At 26.7% G+C, this 21,929-nt stretch carries 21 protein-coding genes; 20 read left to right on the forward strand and 1 reads right to left on the reverse strand.

The genetic code is table 11. The annotated features are described in order from the left end of the window. The 6 genes from VJI77_RS06725 to VJI77_RS06750 are packed head-to-tail and all read left to right on the forward strand — an operon-like array spanning position 1 to position 6,237. Positions 1-708, forward strand: coding sequence for an IspD/TarI family cytidylyltransferase (locus VJI77_RS06725; RefSeq protein WP_004833294.1), 708 nt, complete (start codon positions 1-3; stop codon positions 706-708). Position 709: 1 nt separating this feature from the next. Then, positions 710-1,729, forward strand: a complete 1,020-nt coding sequence (locus tag VJI77_RS06730) for an alcohol dehydrogenase catalytic domain-containing protein (protein WP_323988829.1) — start codon at positions 710-712, stop codon at positions 1,727-1,729. Between the two features lie 21 nt (positions 1,730-1,750). Continuing rightward, entirely contained in the window at positions 1,751-2,596 is an 846-nt protein-coding gene (locus VJI77_RS06735) for a LicD family protein (protein ID WP_323988830.1), read from the forward strand. A gap of 9 nt (positions 2,597-2,605) precedes the next feature. Next, positions 2,606-3,706 carry a glycosyltransferase gene (locus tag VJI77_RS06740; RefSeq protein ID WP_323988831.1) on the forward strand — a complete coding sequence of 367 codons (1,101 nt, stop codon included), beginning with the start codon at positions 2,606-2,608 and terminating at the stop codon, positions 3,704-3,706. A 13-nt stretch (positions 3,707-3,719) separates the two neighbouring features. After that, positions 3,720-5,201, forward strand: coding sequence for an O-antigen polysaccharide polymerase Wzy family protein (locus tag VJI77_RS06745; protein WP_323988832.1), 1,482 nt, complete (start codon positions 3,720-3,722; stop codon positions 5,199-5,201). A gap of 1 nt (position 5,202) precedes the next feature. Continuing rightward, entirely contained in the window at positions 5,203-6,237 is a 1,035-nt protein-coding gene (locus tag VJI77_RS06750; protein WP_009372803.1) for a hypothetical protein, read from the forward strand. Between the two features lie 127 nt (positions 6,238-6,364). On the opposite strand, the gene yedF is transcribed toward VJI77_RS06750, so the two are convergent. After that, the gene (yedF, locus tag VJI77_RS06755) at positions 6,365-6,964 is read right to left on the reverse strand and encodes a sulfurtransferase-like selenium metabolism protein YedF (protein WP_323988833.1); all 600 of its coding nucleotides are present in this window, start codon (positions 6,962-6,964) and stop codon (positions 6,365-6,367) included. Between the two features lie 202 nt (positions 6,965-7,166). Between yedF and VJI77_RS06760 the strand changes: the two genes are divergently transcribed. The 14 genes from VJI77_RS06760 to VJI77_RS06825 form a co-directional block, all read left to right on the forward strand. After that, positions 7,167-8,081, forward strand: coding sequence for a J domain-containing protein (locus VJI77_RS06760; protein ID WP_323988834.1), 915 nt, complete (start codon positions 7,167-7,169; stop codon positions 8,079-8,081). A gap of 144 nt (positions 8,082-8,225) precedes the next feature. Then, complete coding sequence (locus VJI77_RS06765; protein ID WP_323988835.1) at positions 8,226-10,793, forward strand: ATP-dependent Clp protease ATP-binding subunit; 2,568 nt, start codon at positions 8,226-8,228, stop codon at positions 10,791-10,793. 283 nt (positions 10,794-11,076) lie between these two features. Then, the gene (gene yajC, locus VJI77_RS06770; RefSeq protein ID WP_323988836.1) at positions 11,077-11,400 is read left to right on the forward strand and encodes a preprotein translocase subunit YajC; all 324 of its coding nucleotides are present in this window, start codon (positions 11,077-11,079) and stop codon (positions 11,398-11,400) included. A 63-nt stretch (positions 11,401-11,463) separates the two neighbouring features. Next, positions 11,464-13,209 carry a single-stranded-DNA-specific exonuclease RecJ gene (gene recJ, locus VJI77_RS06775; protein WP_323988837.1) on the forward strand — a complete coding sequence of 582 codons (1,746 nt, stop codon included), beginning with the start codon at positions 11,464-11,466 and terminating at the stop codon, positions 13,207-13,209. Positions 13,210-13,220: 11 nt separating this feature from the next. Then, complete coding sequence (locus tag VJI77_RS06780) at positions 13,221-15,374, forward strand: RelA/SpoT family protein (RefSeq protein ID WP_323988838.1); 2,154 nt, start codon at positions 13,221-13,223, stop codon at positions 15,372-15,374. Further along, positions 15,374-15,823: a D-aminoacyl-tRNA deacylase gene (dtd, locus tag VJI77_RS06785; protein WP_323988839.1), complete on the forward strand. Its 450-nt coding sequence runs from the start codon at positions 15,374-15,376 to the stop codon at positions 15,821-15,823. Before VJI77_RS06780 ends, dtd begins: the two co-directional genes overlap by 1 nt. Positions 15,824-15,832: 9 nt before the next feature. Next, the gene (locus tag VJI77_RS06790) at positions 15,833-16,456 is read left to right on the forward strand and encodes an MBL fold metallo-hydrolase (RefSeq protein ID WP_323988840.1); all 624 of its coding nucleotides are present in this window, start codon (positions 15,833-15,835) and stop codon (positions 16,454-16,456) included. Between the two features lie 21 nt (positions 16,457-16,477). Continuing rightward, entirely contained in the window at positions 16,478-17,914 is a 1,437-nt protein-coding gene (locus VJI77_RS06795) for an NAD(P)/FAD-dependent oxidoreductase (protein ID WP_323988841.1), read from the forward strand. A 10-nt stretch (positions 17,915-17,924) separates the two neighbouring features. After that, positions 17,925-19,193: an NAD(P)/FAD-dependent oxidoreductase gene (locus VJI77_RS06800; RefSeq protein ID WP_323988848.1), complete on the forward strand. Its 1,269-nt coding sequence runs from the start codon at positions 17,925-17,927 to the stop codon at positions 19,191-19,193. A 2-nt stretch (positions 19,194-19,195) separates the two neighbouring features. Continuing rightward, positions 19,196-19,540, forward strand: coding sequence for a DUF1667 domain-containing protein (locus VJI77_RS06805; RefSeq protein ID WP_009372474.1), 345 nt, complete (start codon positions 19,196-19,198; stop codon positions 19,538-19,540). Positions 19,541-19,652: 112 nt separating this feature from the next. Next, positions 19,653-20,117 (forward strand): ribosome maturation factor RimP, encoded by a 465-nt coding sequence (gene rimP, locus VJI77_RS06810; RefSeq protein ID WP_323988844.1) that lies wholly within the window; start codon positions 19,653-19,655, stop codon positions 20,115-20,117. A 16-nt stretch (positions 20,118-20,133) separates the two neighbouring features. After that, positions 20,134-21,249 (forward strand): transcription termination factor NusA, encoded by a 1,116-nt coding sequence (nusA, locus tag VJI77_RS06815; RefSeq protein WP_323988846.1) that lies wholly within the window; start codon positions 20,134-20,136, stop codon positions 21,247-21,249. A gap of 8 nt (positions 21,250-21,257) precedes the next feature. Then, positions 21,258-21,527, forward strand: a complete 270-nt coding sequence (rnpM, locus tag VJI77_RS06820; protein WP_313960709.1) for an RNase P modulator RnpM — start codon at positions 21,258-21,260, stop codon at positions 21,525-21,527. Positions 21,528-21,542: 15 nt separating this feature from the next. Then, a partial coding sequence (locus VJI77_RS06825; RefSeq protein ID WP_323988847.1) for a translation initiation factor IF-2 N-terminal domain-containing protein occupies positions 21,543-21,929 on the forward strand: 387 nt, incomplete at its 3' end.

The raw sequence follows: 21,929 nt of genomic DNA on the forward strand, positions 1-21,929 counted from the left end.
ATGATATATGCAGGTATTCTTGCTGGAGGAATAGGTAGTAGGATGAATATTTCTAATATTCCAAAACAATTTTTAAATATTGGAGATAAGCCTATTATAATTCATACTATTGAAAAGTTTTTATTATGTAACAAAATAGATAAAATTTATGTTGGGGTAAATCCCGATTGGAATTCTTATCTAGTTGATATAATTGACAAAGATTATAATTATTTGTCTGAAAGAATTGTTGTTGTAGATGGTGGAAAAGATAGAAATTCTACAATTTTAAATATTATTTCTTCTATTGAAGAAGACAACGGATTAACTGATGAGGATATTCTTATAACTCATGATGCTGTTAGACCATTTGTTTCAATTAAAATGATTGAAGAAAATATAGATAATTGTAAAAAATATAATATTATTGATACTGTAGTTCCAGCTTTTGATACTATAGTTTCTTCTGAAGATGGAAAGTTTATTTCATCAATACCAGATAGAAAAACAATGTTTCAAGGACAAACTCCTCAAACATTTAAAATTAATAAATTCATGGAATACTATAATAAATTGTCAGAAGAAGAAAAGAACATTTTAACTGATGCTTGTAAAATATTTGTGTTAAATGGAGAAAAAGTATTTTTAGTTAATGGAGATTTTTCAAATATAAAAATTACAACTGTAACAGACTTAAAGATTGCTAAAGCAATGCTTATGGAGATTTAAGATGATAAATAGAATTTTTCAATTAATGAAACCAGGTTTTATCTCAGTTAAATATGTTGATGAGAGCTTTTTAGGAGATAAAGTCATTGTAAAACCATTATACGTATCTTTGTGTCATGCTGATCAAAGATATTATTTAGGAAAGAGAGATCCAAAAGTATTAGCAAAAAAATTGCCTATGGCTCCAATTCATGAATCTTGTGGAGAGGTTGTTTTTGATCCAACAAACACTTTTAAGGTTGGAGATAAGGTATCTATGATACCAAATACTCCACCTTGTACTTATGATGAAAGTATATATGAAAATTATGTGAAGGGTTCTTATTTTCTATCTAGTGGTCATGATGGTTTTATGAGGGAATTTGTCAAAATTGCTCCAGATAGACTTGTAAAATTTAATGATATAGATTTACCCGTTGCGTCTATTTTGGAATTTATTTCAGTTGGATTTCATGCATATGATAGATTTGTAAAGAATTCTATAGAAAATAAAGAAACAATAACTATTTTTGGAAATGGAAGTTTGGGATTTATTGTAGCAAATGTTTTGAAATATAGATTTCCAAATAGTAAAATAGTTGTTGTTGGTAGAAATATAGAAAAGCTAAAAATCTTTTCATTTGTCGATGAGGTTTATTCAAGTGATGATATTCCAGAAGGTTTTTCAACAGATCATGCCTTTGAATGTGCCGGAGGACCGGGGAGTGAAGATGCCATTAATAATATAATAAAATATATTAAACCTCAAGGCTCAATTATGTTGATGGGAGTTAGCGAAAACAAAATTGCTGTAAATACTAGAGATATATTGGAGAAAGGATTAACATTAATTGGATGTTCCAGATCGGGAAGAGTTGATTTTCAAGAGGCAGTTAGAATGCTTGAAAATAAAAAAATTCAAAACAGATTTAAGTCGATTGTGTTTGAAGATGACGAAATAAATAGTGTTGATGATATTCATAGATTTTTTAAAAATGATTTAAATACACCTTTTAAAACTGTTGCAAAATGGAATATTTAATTAATGGTTATGATATAAATTATGGATGAAATAAATTTAAGAGAGTTACAACTTAAGAGTTTAGAAATGGGAAAATATTTTGTTTCATTTTGTGAAGAAAATAATTTGTTATGTTATCTTTGTGGTGGAGGAGCAATTGGTAGTTTAAGACATTCAGGTTTTATTCCTTGGGATGATGATTTAGATTTTTTTATGCCTAGAGAAGATTATGAAAGATTAGCTTTGTTATGGAATGAAAAAGCTGATACTAAAAAATATTCACTTGTTAAGGCCAATAAAGATTTAGTTGATCATAATCTTTTTATTACTATTAGAGATAATGAAACTACTGCTATTAAACCATATCAAAAAGGGTTAAATATAAGTCATGGAATAGCACTTGATATTTTACCTCTTGATGGTTGTCCAAGTGGGAAAATTAAGCGAAAATTTCAGATAATGTGGGGACTAATTTATTCGCTCTTTTGTGCTCAAGTATTACCTGAGAAACACGGGGGACTTAAGAAAAAAATTTCTAAATTATTATTATCAATTTTTAAATCCAAAAAAATAAGATATAAGATTTGGAAGTTCGCTGAAAAAAGAATGACTAAATATAAAATTGGTAAATCAGAATATATTACAGAACTTTGTTCTGGCCCATATTATATGAAAAAAGTATATAGAAAAGAGTGGTTTACTGATAAGAAGTATTTTGATTTTGAAGATACTAGGATGCCAATTCCTATTGGATATGATGGATATTTAAAAACAGCTTTTGGAGATTATATGAAATTACCTCCAATTGAGAAACAAATACCTCATCATGATTTACTATTCTTGGATTTGAAAAATAGTTATACAAATTATGAAAAAATTTGGAAATAGGGTGATGATTTGAAAAAGAAAAAAATATTGTTTTTCTTATGGTCTTTTTCATTAGGAGGAGGAGCAGAAAAAATATTATCAACAATTGTAAATAATCTTGATAGTGAAAAATATGATATTGATATATTAGAGATTGAACATTTTGATAAGGGTTATGAACCTGTTAATGATAATATAAGAATATTAAAATCTTGGCAAGATTATAGACAATCTAAGCTAAAAAGAGCTATTTTATGGAGAATAAGAAAATTTTTCCCGAATTTAGTAAGAAAAATAATGGTTAAAGAAAAGTATGATATTGAAATTTCCTTTACTATAATCAATCCACCTTTTGAATTTTCTAAGGATGAAAAAGTAAAAAAAATTGCTTGGATTCATGGCAGTATTGAAGATTTTATGAAAGATTCTCAAAAGAGGAATAATCATAAGAGATATTTAGAAAATGTTGATAAAATAATTTCTGTATCAGAAAAAACTAAAGAGTCCATAATTTCAGTTTATCCAGAATATAAAGATAAAGTTATGACAATTTATAACGGATATGATTTTGAAAGTATTTTGGAAAAATCAAATGAGAGGACAGATATTAATATTGAAAAAAATTCGATTTGTGTAATTGGAAGAATTGAAAACTTAAAAGGTTCATTGGAAGTTTATGATACAATAAAAAAATTACATAAAAATTTAAATAAAAAGTATCATTTATATTTTTTAGGTACAGGAGAATTAGAGGCTCATATAAAAGAGCTTGTACAAAAAGATAATTTGGAAGAGTATGTTCATTTTTTAGGATATCAAAAGAATCCATATAAATATATAAAAAAAATGAATTTAATGTTTTCAATGTCTAAACAAGAGGGATTTTCCGGTGCAATTGTTGAAGGATTGGCTTTAGGAATTCCTTTCATTTCTACAGATGTTGGAGGAGTAAAGGAACTTTCAAATGACGGTAAATTCGGTAAAATTGTAAATTCTACTGATGATGCTTGTGAATGTATTGTTAATTATTTTGAAAATAGTATGTCAGTAGATAAATCAGAAATGAAAAATTTTATAACTCAGTTTACGATTTCAGAACAAATGAAAAATATAAATGAAATATTAGAATAATGGAGATAATTATATGAATATTACTTTTAGAAAATTTTATTCTTTAATTACCGCGTTCTCTTTTATTTTTACTCTGTTACTTGGAGTAAGTTATTTATATACAGATAGATTGGATATATTACTTTTTACATTGTTGTCTTTTTTTGTCAGCTTAATATTGTTTTGTTTTACAGATATAAAATATTATATAATACATTTATTTTTTTATATAACTATTTTTATATTTCTAGTTTCAAGGCCTACGATAGATTACTTGAGAAGTTATAGTTTTAATACTTATCAAAAAGATGCATATGTTTTTGCGTTTGTTATAGTTATGATTTCACTTTTAGGATTGTTTATTGGAGGAGTAATTTCAAAAGCATTATTAAAAATAAAAAACAAAAAGAGGTTAGATGTAGATAGTAATTACAAGTTAAAAAGCTCTATATGGTTAAAAAATATAAGAATAGTTTCTCTTACTGTATATATATTGACATATCCATTTTATGCTTTAAGACTGATTGAAAGATTAATATTTAAATTAAATACATCTTATTATATTTATTATGCGTCTTTCAAAAGTAATTTGCCCTACTTCACGTATATATTATCAGTTTTTACAGTATATTCGATGTGTGTATATTTAGCATCTAAACCAAATAAAAGAAATGCTACTATAGTTCTGGTAAGTAACCTATTTGCAAATGCAATATATTTATTTATTGGGACCAGAAATCCATTTATTTTAAGCTTAATATTTTCTTTTATATATTATTTTATAAGGGGACAAGAAGATATTAAAAATAAATGGATAGGAGTTAAAGAAAAAATACTAATTTTTACAAGTCTTCCTATAATAATTGTAGGAATGGGACTTTTAAACTATGTCAGAGACAATGTTGAAGTTTCTAATTTTAAAATATTTGATATATTTATAGATTTTATCTATAAACAGGGAACAAGTTTTGGTGTTTTAGCTAAAGGATTTTTGTATAACAGTAATATTGCAGTAAGAAGTTTTACAAACTTTACCTTTGGACCTATTGTTGAGTATTTTACTCATGGGAATTTTGGTAAGTTATTATTTGGAACCAAACCATTTACTGCTACAACTAATAGTATTGAGTTAGCAATTAGAAGCAATAGTTATGCTCATAATATTTCTTATATTGCAATAAAAGATGAGTATTTACAAGGACATGGGTTAGGTAGTAGTTTTATAATGGAAAATTATACTGACTTTGGATACTTAGGTGTATTTTTGTTTAGTGTATTTTTAGGATTTTTATTTATAAGAATGTTAAATGTTTCTTACAGAAATAAAATTTTACCTTTCGTTTGCACATTAATAATATTAAACAATTTGTTTTTTATGCCTAGAAGTAGTTTTTCAGAAAGTTTTTCAATATTACTTACATTCCAATTTTGGTTTATAATTATATTAATTTTTGTAGTGGCAAAATTAATATCAAAAGAAAATTCTTATACAATTTTTAAAATAAAGGAGATATGATATGTTTGAAAATTACTCATTTGGAGATTTATTATCCAATATATATAAAAAGAGAATTTTAAATTTAATAGCATTTTTGCTGTTGAGTATTGCTTTGGTTTGTCCGTTGGTTTTACAAACAATAAATAAAAAAACTATAACAAAAGAAGGAGTGCAATATTCAACTTATGTTGCTTATAAAATAACAGCTCCTGAGAGTGATAATATAAATGCGTTATATAGTAGAAGAGGCTATTCAGATTTTTATGAAAAGCTACTAGTATCTAATCTAAATGGTGCTTATTTATTTAATGATGTTAGTGATAAAGATTTAGCGCAAATGGCAAAAGAATTAGATACATCAGCAGCAACTTTAAAGAATTCTAATGCAGATTACTGGGATAAGAAAGTAGTGGTAAATTATATTTCTACTAATTTAGGGGTTTCTGCTAAAATTTTAACACCAAGTAAAGCTGTAAATGATGTTATTGAAAAGAAATTTGATGAATTAATAAATAAGTATAAATCCGTTTATAAAAATGTTACTATTGAAAAAGTTGAATCAAATTATTCTAAAGAATTAAGCTCTAAAGAAAATGTTAATACAGGATATAGTATGAAAAAATTGTTAGTAAAAGTATTTGCTATCGAAGTGGCTCTAATAATTTTAGTTGCTATTATGAATTTTGTTATGTACATTTTTAATCCAACAATTAATAGAGAAGGAGATTACAGAAAATACAATATAAAATTTGTTCAGGAAATAAAAAATAATAATGATTTACTTGAAGTTTTGAAATATAAAATTAATAATGAAAATATTGAAGAATTAAATATACTTAGTTCAAATTCAAAAATTATTGATAAATTAAATGATTTGAATATTGATAAAGTAAATATAGTGAAAACAAATGACTTAAGTAATATAATGAATTTAAAAAATGTTATATTTGTTGAAGAATATGGAATAACTAGGTATTCATCTTTTGAAAAGTTACTACAAAATTTAAGAAATTATGATAAAAATATTCTTGGAGTAGTATCATACAAATTATAATTTTAATAAGAACCCCACCCTTCCACGATGCTTCGTATCGGGTGGGTTCCTGGGAACCTTGTTGTTTCACAATAAAAAGTCGGCATATAATAGCCGACTTTTATAATTTACAAATATAAAATTTATTTTAGATATTAATTACCTTTCCAGCATTAAATAATGTTTCGTAAATAGTATACATATTGCTTATTTCACCAACTAACAACTTTTCTTTAAGTCCAAAGTAATCAAGACAAGTTCCACAGGAAATAATTTCTACTCCTTTATCTTGTAGTTTTTGTAGATCATCAATACATGGTGAATCTTCACAAGTTAATTTTACTCCAGAATTAAAGAATACCATTGTCTTAGGTAATTTTTCATATTCACTTGAAGTATAAACAAATCCTTTAATTAATATTTTTCCTAATTCTTCAGATCCATTTCCCATAAAGTCTTTAGATATTGCGATAACTGTGTCTGAAGAAGCTTCTACAGAACAAAATGCAGTTGGCTCTTGTAAATTAGTTTCTGAATTTTTTGATAAAAATACATTAAAATCATTATCAGATTTTTTCTCAAATCTAAAATTTAAATTACTGCTTTTAGCAAATTTTTCTAAATTTTTTACAGCAGTATCATTATCCACTATAACTAAAAAATCTTTTTCTTCAGAATTCTCTACAGCCTTTTTTGTTAAAATCAATGGTTGAGGGCAAGCTAAACCTTTAGCATTTACTTCTTTCATAATTTACCTCCAAATTTATTATTTAATACAATCTTATTATACAATATAAAAAATATTAATACAAGATGTAGTTTTGATAGTTTATAATTTATAAAATATAAATTAGATTAAAATTAAATATTTTAATCAAAAATATGTTTAAATTAACAGTTTAGGGTATAATAAAATTAAAGGTCAAAGAAAGTCAAACAAGGAGGAACTTATGGAATATAAAGATTATTATAAAATTTTGGGTGTTGACAAAAATGCAAATGATTCAGAAATTAAAAAACAATATAGAAAACTTGCAAAGAAATATCATCCTGATGTTAATCAAAATGATGAAGTAGCAAGCAATAAATTTAAAGAAATCAATGAAGCATATGAGGTCCTATCTGATAAAGAAAAAAGAAAACAATATGATATGTTTGGATCAAATTATAATTTTAATGGTGGTGATAATTTTGATCCAAGAAATTATGGATTTAGTGCTTCCTACAGTACTAGTGATATGGGTGGTTTTTCGGACTTTTTTAATATGTTTTTTGGTGGTGGTGATAGAAGGACTTCATCACACTTTGGTGGATTTTCTGGATTTGATGGTTTTACAAATTCCAGAAATTATTCTGGATTTGAAAGACAACCTCAAAGGCAGAAGTACGAAACAAGTTTGAACTTGTCTGTTAAGGAAGCATATTCAGGTATTGAAAGAGAGCTTTATGTCAATATAAATAATTCTCCTAAAAAAATTACTGTAAAGATACCTAAAGGAATAACAACTGGAAAAAAAGTAAAAGTTAATGGAGATAAATACAAACTTGATGGAGATATTTATGTAAAAATTAATGTAATAAATGATGAGTATAGACTTGATGGCTTAGATTTAATAAAGACAGTTAGTCTGTATCCATGGGAAGCATATTTTGGCGTTACAAAACTAATCGAAACTTTAAATGGAAGTGTCAGAGTAAAAATCCCTGCAAAGATAGATAGTATGAAAAAAATTAGAATTTCTAATAAAGGATATACTGACTTAAAAGGAAGGACTGGAGATTTATATCTTGAAATAGTTATAAATAACCCTAAAAACTTATCAGGTGAAAAATTAGAATTATATAAAAAATTAATGGAAAAATAAGATTAAAATAATGATATTTAACTTATCTATTACAGAATGTATATGTTAAGTTGAATAAAGTTTTATTATTATGCAATAAATATTTAATTATGTTGAATTTAATTTTTAAGTGAAAAGTTAAATTCAAAAAAAAGGAGGAGTATTATGAATTTAGAAAAATTTAGTAGTGATGCAATGAAAATTGTAGAAGAGTCTCAAAGTTTAGCAATAAAAAATGCAAATGTAGAAATATCAGATATTCATTTACACAAAGCTTTGATTGATAATGATAATATAATTATTAAAATTTTAAATATCATGAATGTAAATATAGATAATTATAGAAATGATGTAAAACTTGCATTTGATAATTTACCTTCACAATATGGAGATTCTAACATTTATCCAAATACCGTTTATCAAAGAATTTTGCTTAATTCCGAAGATGAAATAAATGGAACTGGAGATAGTACAATTTTACCTGAACATATCTATCTTTCCCTTTTAAAAGAAAAAAATATTAAATCTTCAGATATTTTTAAAAAATATAATATAACTTATAATTCATTCAAATACGCTTTAATGGGAATTAAGAATATGAAAAATGAACATAAAGAAGGAAGTACTAGTGAAGAGTTGTTAAAGTATGGAAGAAATTTAACTGAAGAAGCAAGAAATGGTAAACTTGATCCTGTGATTGGTAGAGATGAAGAAATTAGACATTCAATTAGAATTTTATCAAGAAGAACAAAAAATAATCCTGTTTTAATAGGGGAACCTGGTGTTGGTAAGACAGCTATTGTTGAAGGATTAGCTCAAAGAATTGTAAATAATGACGTTCCAGATGGATTAAAGAATAAAATAATTTTTTCATTAGATATGGGAAGTTTAATTGCTGGAGCAAAATTTAGAGGGGAATTTGAGGAAAGATTAAAGGCTGTTCTTGAAGAAATCAAAAATTCAGAAGGCGAAATAATTTTATTCATTGATGAAATTCACACTTTAGTTGGTGCAGGAAAAACCGATGGAGCTTTGGATGCATCAAATATGTTAAAACCAATGCTTGCTAGAGGAGAATTGCACACAATTGGTGCAACAACACTTGATGAATATAGGAAATATATTGAAAAAGATGGAGCTTTAGAAAGAAGATTTCAAAAAGTACTAGTAAAAGAGCCTTCAGTTGAAGATACTATTTCAATACTTAGGGGAATAAAAGAAAAATATGAAATTCATCATGGAATTAAGATAACAGATGCGGCGGTTATTGCCTGTGTAACATTAAGTGACAGATATATTACAGATAGATTTTTACCGGATAAAGCTATTGATTTAATGGATGAAGCCTCTTCAATGATTAGAACTGAAATAGATTCAATGCCTCAAGAAATTGATGATTTAAGAAGAAAAGTTTTACAATTAGAAATTGAAAAAGCAGGATTAACTAAAGAAACTGATGAAATTAGTAAAAAAAGATTGCAAGACTTAGAAGTTGAGCTTTCAAATGTAAAAAATAAATACAATGTTGAACTTGCTAAATGGGAAAGTGATAAAAAGGATATAAATGAAATAAAGGCTGTAAAAGCAGAAATTGATTCCGTTAGAATAGATATTGAAAAAGCTGAAAGAGAATATGACTTTGAAAAACTTTCCGAATTAAGATATGGAAAACTTGCAAATTTAGAATTAAAGTTAGCTGAACTAAATGAAAAGAAGAAAGAAAAAGAAAGTTATCTAAAAGAAGAAGTTACAGAAGAAACAATAGCTGAAGTAATTTCTAAATGGACGAATATTCCTATAAAAAAATTAGTAGAAGGAGAAAAAGAAAAACTGTTGCATCTTGGAGATATTTTGCATAAAAGAGTTGTAGGTCAAGATGAAGCTATTGATTTGGTAAGAGATTGTATATTAAGATCAAGAAGTGGATTAAAAGATGAAAATAAACCTATAGGTTCATTTATTTTCTTAGGTCCGACAGGTGTTGGTAAAACTGAATTAGCAAAAACATTATGTGAAAGTATGTTTGATAGTGAAAAAAATCTTGTTAGAATAGATATGAGTGAATATATGGAAAAACATTCTGTTTCAAGACTAATAGGAGCTCCTCCAGGATATGTAGGATATGATGAAGGAGGTCAACTTACTGAAAGAGTTAGAAGAAATCCATATTGTGTAATTCTATTTGACGAAATTGAAAAAGCCCATCCTGATGTATTTAATATACTTTTACAAGTTCTTGATGATGGAAGGCTTACTGATAATCAAGGAAGAGTTGTAGATTTCAAAAATACTATCATAATTATGACTTCTAATATAGGTTCAATTTACTTGCTTGATGGAATAGATGAAAATGGAAAAATAAAGAAAGAAGCTGAAGCTGAAGTTATGAAAGAGTTAAAAAGCTCTTTTAGACCTGAATTTTTAAATAGGGTTGATGATATAGTTTTGTTTAAACCATTACAAAAAGAAGAACTTTACAAGATAATTGATATGACTATTTCAGAAATTGAAGGAAGATTAAAAGATATTGGAGTAAAAATTAATTTGGATGAAGATTGTAAGAAATTAATTTTAGATTCGACATACTCTTATAATTATGGTGCTAGAATAATTAAAAGATATATTCAAAAAAATATTGAAACAGAAATAGCGACAAAGTTGATTGAAGGTAAAATTAAGCCAGATTCTATTATTAATTTTAAAAATGTTGATGGAAAAATTTGTATCTCATAAATTTACATTTGATAATATAGAGCTAAGATAATTTCTTAGCTCTTTTATTGCAAAACAACAAGGTTCCTGGGAACCCACCTGATGCGAAGCATCATGGAAGGGTGGGGTTCTTATTTTAAGAAAATATGTTTATTCATAAAATACAGATTGGAACTATCTTTAGGAGTATAATTTGTTTATTTTCAAAATCTAAAATTTATTGTAATTTGTAATTATAAATATTTGAAATATAATATATTTTGTGTTAAAATATAGTCATATATTTAAGTTTAGGAGGAATGTTATGGATCAAGTAACTATGCAGCTAGTTATGTTAGGCGGATTTATGGCTATTGCTTATTTTCTTTTAATAAAACCTCAAAAGAAAAGACAAAAAGCTATAATAGAAATGAGAGAAAATTTAAAAATCGGAGATAATATAGTTACAATTGGAGGAATTAAAGGTAAGATAGTTGAGCTTACAGATACTGACGTTGTAATTGAAACATCTGATGATGGAACAAAAATAGAATTTATTAAATCTGCTATTCATTCTATCGTTAGCAAATCTGAAGAACCTTCTGATAATGAAGATGATGAAGAAGAGGAAGATAGCGAAGGAAATTAATTTTAATTAAATAGACGGATTTCGTCTATTTTTTCTTTATATGCAAGATGAAAGGAGGTATTTATGAAAAAATGGTTTATTAAATCTGATAATGGACTAACTAAAGATAATTTCAAAAATAATAGTGAGTTTTCATATATTACATGTCAACTTTTAGCTAATAGAAAAATTGATTCTGCTAATGTAAAAAATTTTTTATATCCTGACTATAAATACCTTCATAATCCTTTTTTGATGAAAGATCTAGATACTGCGATTGAAATTTTGGTAGATGCAATAGATAATAATTTACATATACAAATTGTAGGCGATTATGATCAAGATGGTAATTCTGCTACAGTTGTTTTGATGAAAGGTATTGGATTCTTTACAGATAATATTAGTTTTGCAATTCCTAATAGAATTGAAGATGGATATGGAATTTCAAAAGGAATTGTAGATACTGCTAAACAAAAAGGTGTAGATTTAATTATAACATGTGATAATGGAATATCTGCATTTGAAGTTGCAGAGTATTGTAATTATTTAAATATTCCAATGATTATAACAGATCATCATCAAGTTTGTTTTGATGATGGAGGAAACCAAATTCTTCCTAAAGCAAAAGCTGTAATTAACCCTCATAGAGTTGATTGTGAATATCCATTTAAAGAATTATGTGGCGCTGGTGTTGCATTTAAATTAATGCAAGCGCTATTTGATGAATTAGGTGGAGATGAACATTATTTGATAGATTTATTGCAATTTGTTTCTATGGGTACTGTTTGTGATGTGGTTGATTTAATAGACGAAAATAGATTTTTCGTGAAAAAAGGATTAGAATTATTAAATTATAGTGATAATATTGGAGTTAATAAACTAAAAAAAGAGAATGAGATAGGGAAAATTACGACTACCTCATTAGGATTTAAGTTAGGACCTTGTATTAATGCTGCAGGAAGGCTAGAATCTGCAAGTATTGGTGTGGATTTATTTTTAGAAGAAGATGAAAAATCTGCAGAAAATTTTGCAAAAAAACTAGTTGAATTAAATAATAAAAGAAAAGATTTAACTAATGAAGCATACTCCAGAGTTAATTTAAAAATTAAAGATAATAAGTATTATGAGGACGATATTATTGTAGTGTATGATGAAGAAATTCATGAATCAATTGCTGGAATCGTTGCTGGAAGAATTAAAGACTATTATTATAAGCCAACTTTAGTTTTTTCCAAGGCAAAAGAAGAGGGAATTCTAAAAGGTAGTGCTAGAAGTATTGAAGACTATAATATTATTTCAAAATTGAGAGATTTTTCAAATCTTTTTGAAAAATTAGGTGGTCATGCAATGGCAGCTGGATTCTCAATAAAAGAAGAAAATTTAGATATATTAAGAAATGAATTAAATAAAAATTCAAATTTAACTCCTGATAATTTTATCGAAAAAGTAAAAATAGACTGTTCTTTAGATTTTAAATTATTAAATTATAATATAGTTGATGAATTAAAATTGTTAGAACCATACGGAAAGGCAAATCCAGAACCTTTATTTGGAACTAAGAATGTAGAAATTAAGTCTTTATCAATTATTGGAAAAAATAAAAATGTAATTAAATTAGTTCTAAAACAAGATGAAATTGAGTTTAGTGGTATTATTTTTACTAATTATGATAAGTACATTAAGTATTTTAATGAAAAATTTAAAACTAGTGATATATTGTCAGAATATAATGATATAAAAAATAAATTTATTGATATTTTATATACTCCGGTAATTAACGAATATATGAATACTAAATCAATACAATTACTCATAAAGGATATAAGGTAGGAGGTGAGAAAATGTTAGATGAATTATTATCAAAAATTAAGAGTTATAATCCAAGTACAGATGTTGAAAAAATTACAAAAGCTTATAATTTTACTAAAGAATGTCATGAAGGACAATTTAGAAATTCTGGAGAACCGTACTTTATTCATCCAGTTGCAGTAGCCAATATTTTAGCTGATTTATATATGGATGATGCTACTATTATAGCTGGACTTATGCATGATATTCTTGAGGATACTGAGGTTACTTATGAAGAGATGGCAGGAATGTTTGATGAAGAAATTGCTAACCTAGTTGATGGAGTTACAAAACTTAAAAAAATTAAGTATCAAAGCAAACAAGAGTCACAAGCTGATAATCTTAGAAAAATGCTTTTAGCAATGAATTCTGATATTAGAGTTATTATAATAAAAATTGCCGATAGACTTCACAATATAAGAACTTTAGAATATATGAAGAAAGCTAAGCAATTAGAAAAAGCAAAAGAAACATTAGAAATTTATGCTCCCTTAGCTTATAGATTGGGTATGAGTAATGTTAAATGGGAACTTGAAGATTTATCTTTAAGATACTTAGAACCTGAAATATATTATGACTTAGCAGAGAGGGTTAAGAAAAAGAGAAGTGAAAGAGAAAAGATTATAAATGATATAATTGAAGAAATAAGTAAAAGCCTTAAAGAACATAATATTCAAGGTGAAATAAGTGGAAGGCCAAAAAGTTTATATAGTATATATAAGAAAATGTATAAACAAAATAAAAGCTTTGATGAAATTTTTGACCTAACAGCTGTTAGAATTATAGTTCCAACTATCAGTGATTGTTACGCTGTTTTAGGAATAGTTCATTCTAAATGGAAACCTATACCTTCAAGATTTAAAGACTATATTGCTGTACCTAAACCTAATTTGTATCAATCTTTGCACAATACTCTTATTAGTAATTCAGGGGATGTTTTTGAAGTACAAATAAGAACTTTTGAAATGCATAAGACGGCAGAATATGGTATTGCTGCACATTGGAAGTATAAGGCTGGAGTTGATAGAAGTACAAGTTTTGATGATAAATTAACTTGGCTTAGACAACTAATGGATTGGCAAAGAGAAGTTAATGATAATAGAGAATTTATTACTTCCTTCAAAGAAGACTTTGTTTCCGATGAAGTTTTTGTTTTTTCACCAAAAGGAGATGTTATTAATTTAATAGCTGGAGCAACACCTATTGACTTTGCGTATAAAGTCCATACAGCTGTTGGAAATAATTGTGTTGGTGCTAAAGTTGATGGTAGAATAGTTCCATTGAATTATAAATTAAAAAATGGAAATATAGTAGAAATACTAACTAATCCTAATTCATCAGGTCCTAGTAAAGATTGGCTTAAGATAGTTAAGTCATCTCAAGCAAAGACAAAAATAAAACAATGGTTTAAAAAAGAAAATAAAGCTTTAAATATTGTTCAAGGTAGAGATATGCTTGAAAAGGAAGTTAGACGATTAGGTTTTACTTATAGTAAAATTTTAAAAGAAGACTGGCTTTTACAAATTGCAAAAAAATTAAGCTTTAATTCAATTGATGAGATGTATGCTGGTATTGGTTTTGGAAGTATAAATTTAAAACAGATTATTCCAAGATTAAAAGAATTTTATACCGATTATTATCACGAATCTGCTGATGATATAATAAATAAAATAAAAAATGAAAAAACAACTAATAAATTAAATTCTAAAGGTGTTATTGTAAAAGGAATAGATAATATTGAAGTTAGTTTTGCAAAATGTTGTAATCCGCTTCCAGGAGATGAAATTGTAGGTTATATTACAAAAGGAAGAGGGATTTCTGTTCATAATAGTAATTGCACGAACATAAAAAATGTTACAAACCGTGATAGACTTATTGCTGTTGAATGGAGTAATACTAAAAATTTATTTTACAAGGTTGAAGTTGCAGTTATTTCTTTAGATCAAGTTGGAGCATTAGCAGATGTAGCGCATATTATTTCAGAATCAAAGTTAAATTTAGTTGGGATTACTGCGAAAACTGGAAAAGATAAAACTTTTATTACAAACATTATTGTAGAAATAAAAAATATTGATGAGCTTGATAGACTAATTAATAAGATAAAATCTTTGAAAGGTATACTTGACGTATATAGGGTGAGAGCCTAATGAGAGCTGTAATACAAAGAGTAAATTTTGCAAGAGTAGTAGTTGATGAGAAGGAAGTGTCCAGAATAAACAAAGGACTCCTTCTTTTTGTTGGCTTTGGAAAAGAAGATACTATTGATGATTTAAATTATATTTATAAAAAAACTTTAAATCTTAGGATTTTTGAAGATAATAATTATAAAATGAATCATTCTGTTTTAGATAATGAATATGAAATTTTAGTCGTGTCACAATTTACACTTTATGGAGATTGTAGAAAAGGAAACAGGCCTAGTTTTGATAATAGCTTATCAAGTTTTGAAGCTAGGAAAAAATATGAAGAATTTTTAAAGTTGTTTTACGATAATAATATTTTAGTAAAGACTGGAATTTTTCAAGCTGATATGAAAGTATTGTTAGAAAATGATGGTCCTGTTACAATCCAGCTGGACTCTAAAAAGAACTATTAGGAGAAAATTATGAATATAAAAAGAATTGTTGTTGGAGTATATGCAGTAAATTGTTATATAGTTTATAATGATAATAAAAATGGATTTATAGTTGACCCAGGAGGAGATAGTGATGATATTATAAAATTTGTTGATGAAGAAAAAATCAATTTAGAATTTATATTGTTAACTCATGGTCATGCTGATCATATTGGTGCAGCCAAGATTATAAAGGAAAAATATAATTTACCTATTTACGCAAGTATAAAAGAAAAAGAATTACTAAAAGATTCTATAATAAATTTGTCAAAATCAATTCCACCTTTTAAAGGAATTGAGTTGATAGCAGATAAATGGTTATATGATGAAGAGATAATTGATTTTCATGGAGAAAAACTAAGTATAATGGAAACACCAGGACATACTGTTGGTAGTATCTGTATTCTTATGGATGGTGTATTGCTTTCAGGAGATACCTTGTTTAGAATGAGCATAGGGAGAAGTGATTTAGCAACTGGAAGTTTTGATGAAATTATTAACTCAGTAAAAAAATTATATAATTTAAAAAAGGATTATAGAGTATTGCCTGGTCATGGAGCAGAAAGTACATTGCAGTTTGAAAAAGAAAATAATCCTTTTATGAAAAATATGTAAAGATAGTGGGAGATACGAGAAATGTATGATATTATAGTAATAGGTTGTGGAGTAGTTGGAGCTAGTGTTGCCTATGAATTGTCTAAGTATGATTTAAAAGTTTTAGTATTTGAAAAAGAAATTGATGTTGCTGATGGTACTACAAAGGCAAACAGTGGAATTTTACATTCAGGTTATGATCCTGAACCTGGAACATTAATGGCTAGGTTAAATGTAGAAGGTTCAAAAAGAATTAAAGAATTGGTAAAAAAATTAGATGTTCAATATAATGAATGTGGTTCCTTAGTTTTAGCTTTTAATAAAGAAGACGAGAAAACTTTAGAAAAATTATTAGATAATGGAATAAAAAATGGTGTTGAAAATTTAAAAATTATCGATAAAGAAGAAATTGAAAAAATAGAACCCAATATTAATAAAACTGTTACTAAAGCTTTGTTTTCACCAGGTGCAGGAGTAATAGATCCTTGGGAATTGTGTATAGCAATGTCTCAAGTTGCAGTTTCAAATGGAGTTGAAATAAAATTAAATAGTGAAGTTGTAGATATTATAAAAGAAGATGAAAAATTTATAGTAAAAACAAAAGATAATACATATACATCTAAATATATAGTAAATGCAGCTGGAGTAAATTCAGATAAAGTTCATAATATGGTATGTGAAAAGGAATTTGAGATTACACCATCTAAAGGTCAATATTTTATATTAGATAAGAGTCAAAAAGATTTAGTTAAACATGTTTTATTTCAATGTCCATCTAAAGTTGGTAAGGGAGTTTTAATTGCTCCAACATCACATAACAATATAATAATTGGACCTAATGCAGAAAGTAATTCTGAAATTTCTGATAAATCTACATCATTTGATGGATTAAATGAGGTAAAAGATAAAGTTTCAAAAACTATTTCTAATATTCCATATTGGGAAAATATCAATAATTTTGCAGGGTTGAGAGCAAATAGTACAGAATCTGATTTTATAATTAGAGAAGCTAAAAGTTGTAAAAATTTTGTCGATTTAGCAGGAATTAAATCCCCAGGTTTAGCATCTTGTGCAGCTATAGGATTAATGTGTTTAGATATTTTAAAAAAAATTGGTGTTGAATTTGTAGAAAAAGAAAATTATATTGATAGCAGAAAGATTATAAGAATAAAACATTTATCTCCTGAAGAAAGAGCAAAAAAAATTAAGGAAAATCCTCTTTATGGAAATATAATTTGCAGATGTATTACAGTTTCTGAGGGAGAAATTATAGATTCATTAAAAATGCCTTTACCACCTAGAACTCTCGGTGCAGTAAAAAAAAGAACAGGAGCAGGAATGGGACGTTGTTTAGGTGGTTTTTGCGGTCCAAAAGTATTAGATATTATTTCAAGAGAACTAAATATTCCACCTGAAGAAGTTTATAATACTAATTTTGGAAGTTATATCATAACAGGAAAAACAAAAGAAAGTGAGTAAAAAGTCTAAAATGGAAAAATATGATTTAGTTGTTATTGGAGGAGGACCTGCAGGATTAGCTGCTGCATGTGAAGCTAAAAAAAATGGGATAGAAAAAGTATTGATTTTAGAAAGAGATAAAGAAGCTGGTGGAATTTTAAATCAATGTATCCATAATGGATTTGGATTACATTATTTTAAGGAAGAATTAACTGGACCAGAATATGCCCAAAGATTTATTGATTTAGCAAAAGAATATAATGTTGAAATAAGATTAAATTCAATGGTATTAGATTTTGATAAAAATAAGGTTATTCATGCTATAAGTAAGGACTATGGATATCAGGTTATACAAGCCAAGGCTATTATATTAGCTATGGGTTGTCGAGAAAGAACTAGAGGAGCAATTTCTATACCAGGAGATAGACCTTCAGGAGTATTGACTGCAGGATCTGCTCAAATGTATGTTAATATGCAAGGGTTAATGTGTGGAAAAAAGATTGTTATTTTAGGTTCAGGAGATATTGGATTAATAATGGCAAGAAGATTATCATTAGAGGGAGCTGAGGTTATCGCGTGCGTTGAACTTATGCCTTATTCAAATGGATTAGCAAGAAATATTGTACAATGTTTAAATGATTATAATATTCCTTTACTTTTATCACATACAGTAACTAATATAATTGGTAAAGAAAGACTTGAAAAAGTTGTTATAAGTAAGGTTGATGAAAATAGAATTCCTATAAAGGGTACTGAAATAGAATTAGAATGTGATACATTATTGCTTTCAGTAGGATTAATTCCTGAAAATGAAATTACTAGAGAAATTGGAATAGAAATTGATGGAAGAACAAAAGGTGCTTTTGTCTATGAAAATATGGAAACAAGCATGGATGGAGTTTTTGCTTGTGGTAATGTATGTCATGTTCATGATTTAGTTGATTTTGTTACAGGAGAAAGTCAAAAGGCTGGAAGAGCCGCTGCAAAATACATTTTTGATAATAATTTATTTGAAAGTAGAAAGATTGAGATTTTAAATGGAGATGGAATTTTTTATACAGTTCCTCAAAATATAAGAGTTGAGAATTTGGAAAATAAATTAGAAATATTTTTTAGGGTAAAGAGTGTTGAGAAAAATGTTATAATTTCAGTTACTGATGATAATGGTAATATTATTAAAGAATTCAAAAGACCACATGTTGCGCCTGCTGAAATGGAAAAAATTTCGTTAACAAAAAAACAGATTGAATCTGTAACTACAGATAAAATAGTTATATCCATGAAAAAAGGAGACGAGTAATTATGAAAGATATGGTTTGTATCGTTTGTCCAGTTGGTTGTAGAATATCAGTTGATGAAGAAAATGATTATAAAGTTGTTGGAAATAAATGTCCAAAAGGTTCAAATTATGGAAAAAAAGAATTAACATTTCCAACCAGAACTATAACTTCAACAGTTAAGATAAAGAATGCTATACACAATAGATTACCAGTAAAAACTTCACAAGAAATTCCAAAAAATATGATTTTTGATATTATGAGAGAATTAAATAAGATTGAAGTTATTTCTCCTGTAAAAGTTGGAGATATAATTTTGGAAAATGTATTAGATACTGGAGCAAATATTATAGCAAGTAGAGATATGTAGTTGAAAAGTTTTTAAAACTATGGTATAATAATTAAAAATATTCTTTTATTATAAAGAGTGGGTTATCCCACTCTTTCGTTTTAGTTTAATTACTGATTGAAAGGAGAAAAAATTGAAAAAAGAAAATGAATTATTAGAAACTATTGAAAGAACTTTTAAAAATATTTTCTTAGAAAAAGGAATCTATTATGTAGATGCAGAATATGTAAAAGAGCCTAAGGGAAATGTATTAAGAATTTTTATTGACAAGGAAGGTGGAGTTGATTTAGATTCTTGTGAAATGGCAAGTAATATTGTAAGTGATTGGCTTGATGAAGTAGATCCAATAGAAGAATCATATTTTTTAGAAGTATCATCTCCTGGAGCTGAAAGAGAAATTAAAAACGATGAACAATTAGAAACTTTTATTGGTAAAAAGATTTTAATAAAATGTTATAAAAAAATAAATAATGAAAAAGAATTTATTGGAAAATTAAAATCTTTTGATAAAGAAAAAGTAACTTTAATAATGGGAAAATTAAATGTTGATTTTTTTAGGAAAGATATTGCAATAATTAAATCACAAATTGAAATTTAAGTTTAAGGAGAAGATGATGAAAGGAACAACAGATTTTTTAAGAGCATTAGATGAAATTGAACGTGAAAAAGGTGTATCAAAGGAAATAATTTTTGATTCTTTAGAGAAAGCACTTTTGAAAAGTTATGAAAAAAACTTTGGAGAATACGAAAATGTTAAGATAAATATCAATAGAACTACTGGAAAAGTTGAACTTTTTGCAATAAAGACAGTTGTAGAAAATGTTGAAGATAATATAACAGAAATTTCTTTGGATGATGCAAAAGCTATTAGTACGAAATATAACTTAGGAGATGAAGTGCCTATAAAACTAAAGACTATGGATTTTGGTAGAGTTGCTGCACAAACTGCAAGAAATATTGTTATCCAAAAGATTAAAGATGCTGAAAGAGAAGTAATTTATAATGATTTTCAAGATAAAGAAAGAGAGTTAATATCGGGACAAATCCAAAGAATTGACAGAAATAATTTATTTATAAATTTAGGAAAGCTTGAAGCAATTGTAACACCACCAGAACAAATTAAGAATGAAGTTTATCGAGTAGGTGAGAGATTAAAATTTTATGTTAAGGAAGTAAAGAATACTCCAAAGGGAGCTCAAGTTTTACTCTCAAGATCAGATGTTAATTTTGTTTTAAAATTGTTTGAATTAGAGGTTCCTGAAATTCTCGAAGGAATAGTAGAAATTCAATCAATTGCTAGAGAACCAGGTAGTAGAACAAAAATTTCAGTTTATTCAAAAAATGACGATGTAGATCCAGTTGGAGCTTGTGTTGGATATAAAAGATCAAGAGTAAGTTCAATTATTAAAGAATTGAGAGGAGAGAAAATTGATATTATTGTTTATAGCAAAGATGTAAAAGAATATTTATCAAACTCTCTTAGTCCATCAGAAGTAATAGCAGTATTTATTAATGAAAGTGAAAATAGAGCAAGAATAATAGTTCCAGATTCACAATTATCATTAGCTATTGGTAAAGAAGGACAAAATGCAAGACTTGCAGCAAAACTTACAAATTGGAGAATAGATATTAAGGGTTTAGAAAAATATAAAGAAGATATTAATAATGGATTAATTGAAGTAAGTTTTGATGGAGAACAAGAATTTATCAATAATGGATTTGAATTATAGGTGATTTTATGAAAACAAAAAAAATTCCTATGAGAAAATGTATTGCTTGTGGAGAGCAAAAAGAAAAAAAAGAGTTAATGAGAATTGTGAATAACAAAGAAGAAGGTGTTTTATTAGACATAACCGGAAAGAAAAACGGTAGAGGTGCTTATATTTGTATTTCAAGTAAATGTGTTGATAAAGCTAAGAAAAATAAGAGATTGAATATTGCATTAGAATCAGAAATAAGTAGTGAATTTTATGAAGAACTAAAAAAATATGTAGATTCTATTAAATAGCAAAGGGGTGCTAGTATGAGTAAAGTTAGAGTACATGAACTTGCAAAAGGTTTAAATCTTCAAAGCAAGGAATTAATTAATATAATTAGTAGTTTAGGGGTAGAAGTGAAAAGTCACATGTCTATTCTTGAAGGAAAAGATTTAGAGATTGTAATTGGACATTTTAGAAAAATTGAAGCAGAAAAAAATAAGAAAGATGAAAAGAATTCTGTTAAATCTGAAAATAAATCTGATGAAAAGAAAAGTACTGTAAATAAAGATAAAAAAGATAGCTTGAGTAAAGATAATAGAAGTTCAAAAGACGGTTATAATAAAGATAATAGGACATTTAATAAAGATAAAAAAGATTCTTATAATAAAGATAATAGAAATTTTGGTAAAGACAAAAAAGATGCTTATAAT

Source organism: Parvimonas sp. D2 (assembly GCF_035282635.1).
Lineage (GTDB): Bacteria > Bacillota > Clostridia > Tissierellales > Peptoniphilaceae > Parvimonas.

Excerpts from the sequence above, each read along its gene's own strand:
- dtd (WP_323988839.1), top strand. The coding sequence starts at position 15,374 with ATGAGAGCTGTAATACAAAGAGTAAATTTTGCAAGAGTAGTAGTTGAT.
- VJI77_RS06805 (WP_009372474.1), top strand. The coding sequence starts at position 19,196 with ATGAAAGATATGGTTTGTATCGTTTGTCCAGTTGGTTGTAGAATATCA.
- rnpM (WP_313960709.1), top strand. The coding sequence starts at position 21,258 with ATGAAAACAAAAAAAATTCCTATGAGAAAATGTATTGCTTGTGGAGAG.
- VJI77_RS06725 (WP_004833294.1), top strand. The coding sequence starts at position 1 with ATGATATATGCAGGTATTCTTGCTGGAGGAATAGGTAGTAGGATGAAT.
- yajC (WP_323988836.1), top strand. The coding sequence starts at position 11,077 with ATGGATCAAGTAACTATGCAGCTAGTTATGTTAGGCGGATTTATGGCT.
- VJI77_RS06790 (WP_323988840.1), top strand. The coding sequence starts at position 15,833 with ATGAATATAAAAAGAATTGTTGTTGGAGTATATGCAGTAAATTGTTAT.
- VJI77_RS06780 (WP_323988838.1), top strand. The coding sequence starts at position 13,221 with ATGTTAGATGAATTATTATCAAAAATTAAGAGTTATAATCCAAGTACA.
- VJI77_RS06750 (WP_009372803.1), top strand. The coding sequence starts at position 5,203 with ATGTTTGAAAATTACTCATTTGGAGATTTATTATCCAATATATATAAA.
- yedF (WP_323988833.1), bottom strand. The coding sequence starts at position 6,964 with ATGAAAGAAGTAAATGCTAAAGGTTTAGCTTGCCCTCAACCATTGATT.
- recJ (WP_323988837.1), top strand. The coding sequence starts at position 11,464 with ATGAAAAAATGGTTTATTAAATCTGATAATGGACTAACTAAAGATAAT.
- VJI77_RS06760 (WP_323988834.1), top strand. The coding sequence starts at position 7,167 with ATGGAATATAAAGATTATTATAAAATTTTGGGTGTTGACAAAAATGCA.
- VJI77_RS06730 (WP_323988829.1), top strand. The coding sequence starts at position 710 with ATGATAAATAGAATTTTTCAATTAATGAAACCAGGTTTTATCTCAGTT.
- VJI77_RS06765 (WP_323988835.1), top strand. The coding sequence starts at position 8,226 with ATGAATTTAGAAAAATTTAGTAGTGATGCAATGAAAATTGTAGAAGAG.
- VJI77_RS06800 (WP_323988848.1), top strand. The coding sequence starts at position 17,925 with ATGGAAAAATATGATTTAGTTGTTATTGGAGGAGGACCTGCAGGATTA.
- VJI77_RS06745 (WP_323988832.1), top strand. The coding sequence starts at position 3,720 with ATGAATATTACTTTTAGAAAATTTTATTCTTTAATTACCGCGTTCTCT.
- VJI77_RS06735 (WP_323988830.1), top strand. The coding sequence starts at position 1,751 with ATGGATGAAATAAATTTAAGAGAGTTACAACTTAAGAGTTTAGAAATG.
- nusA (WP_323988846.1), top strand. The coding sequence starts at position 20,134 with ATGAAAGGAACAACAGATTTTTTAAGAGCATTAGATGAAATTGAACGT.
- VJI77_RS06795 (WP_323988841.1), top strand. The coding sequence starts at position 16,478 with ATGTATGATATTATAGTAATAGGTTGTGGAGTAGTTGGAGCTAGTGTT.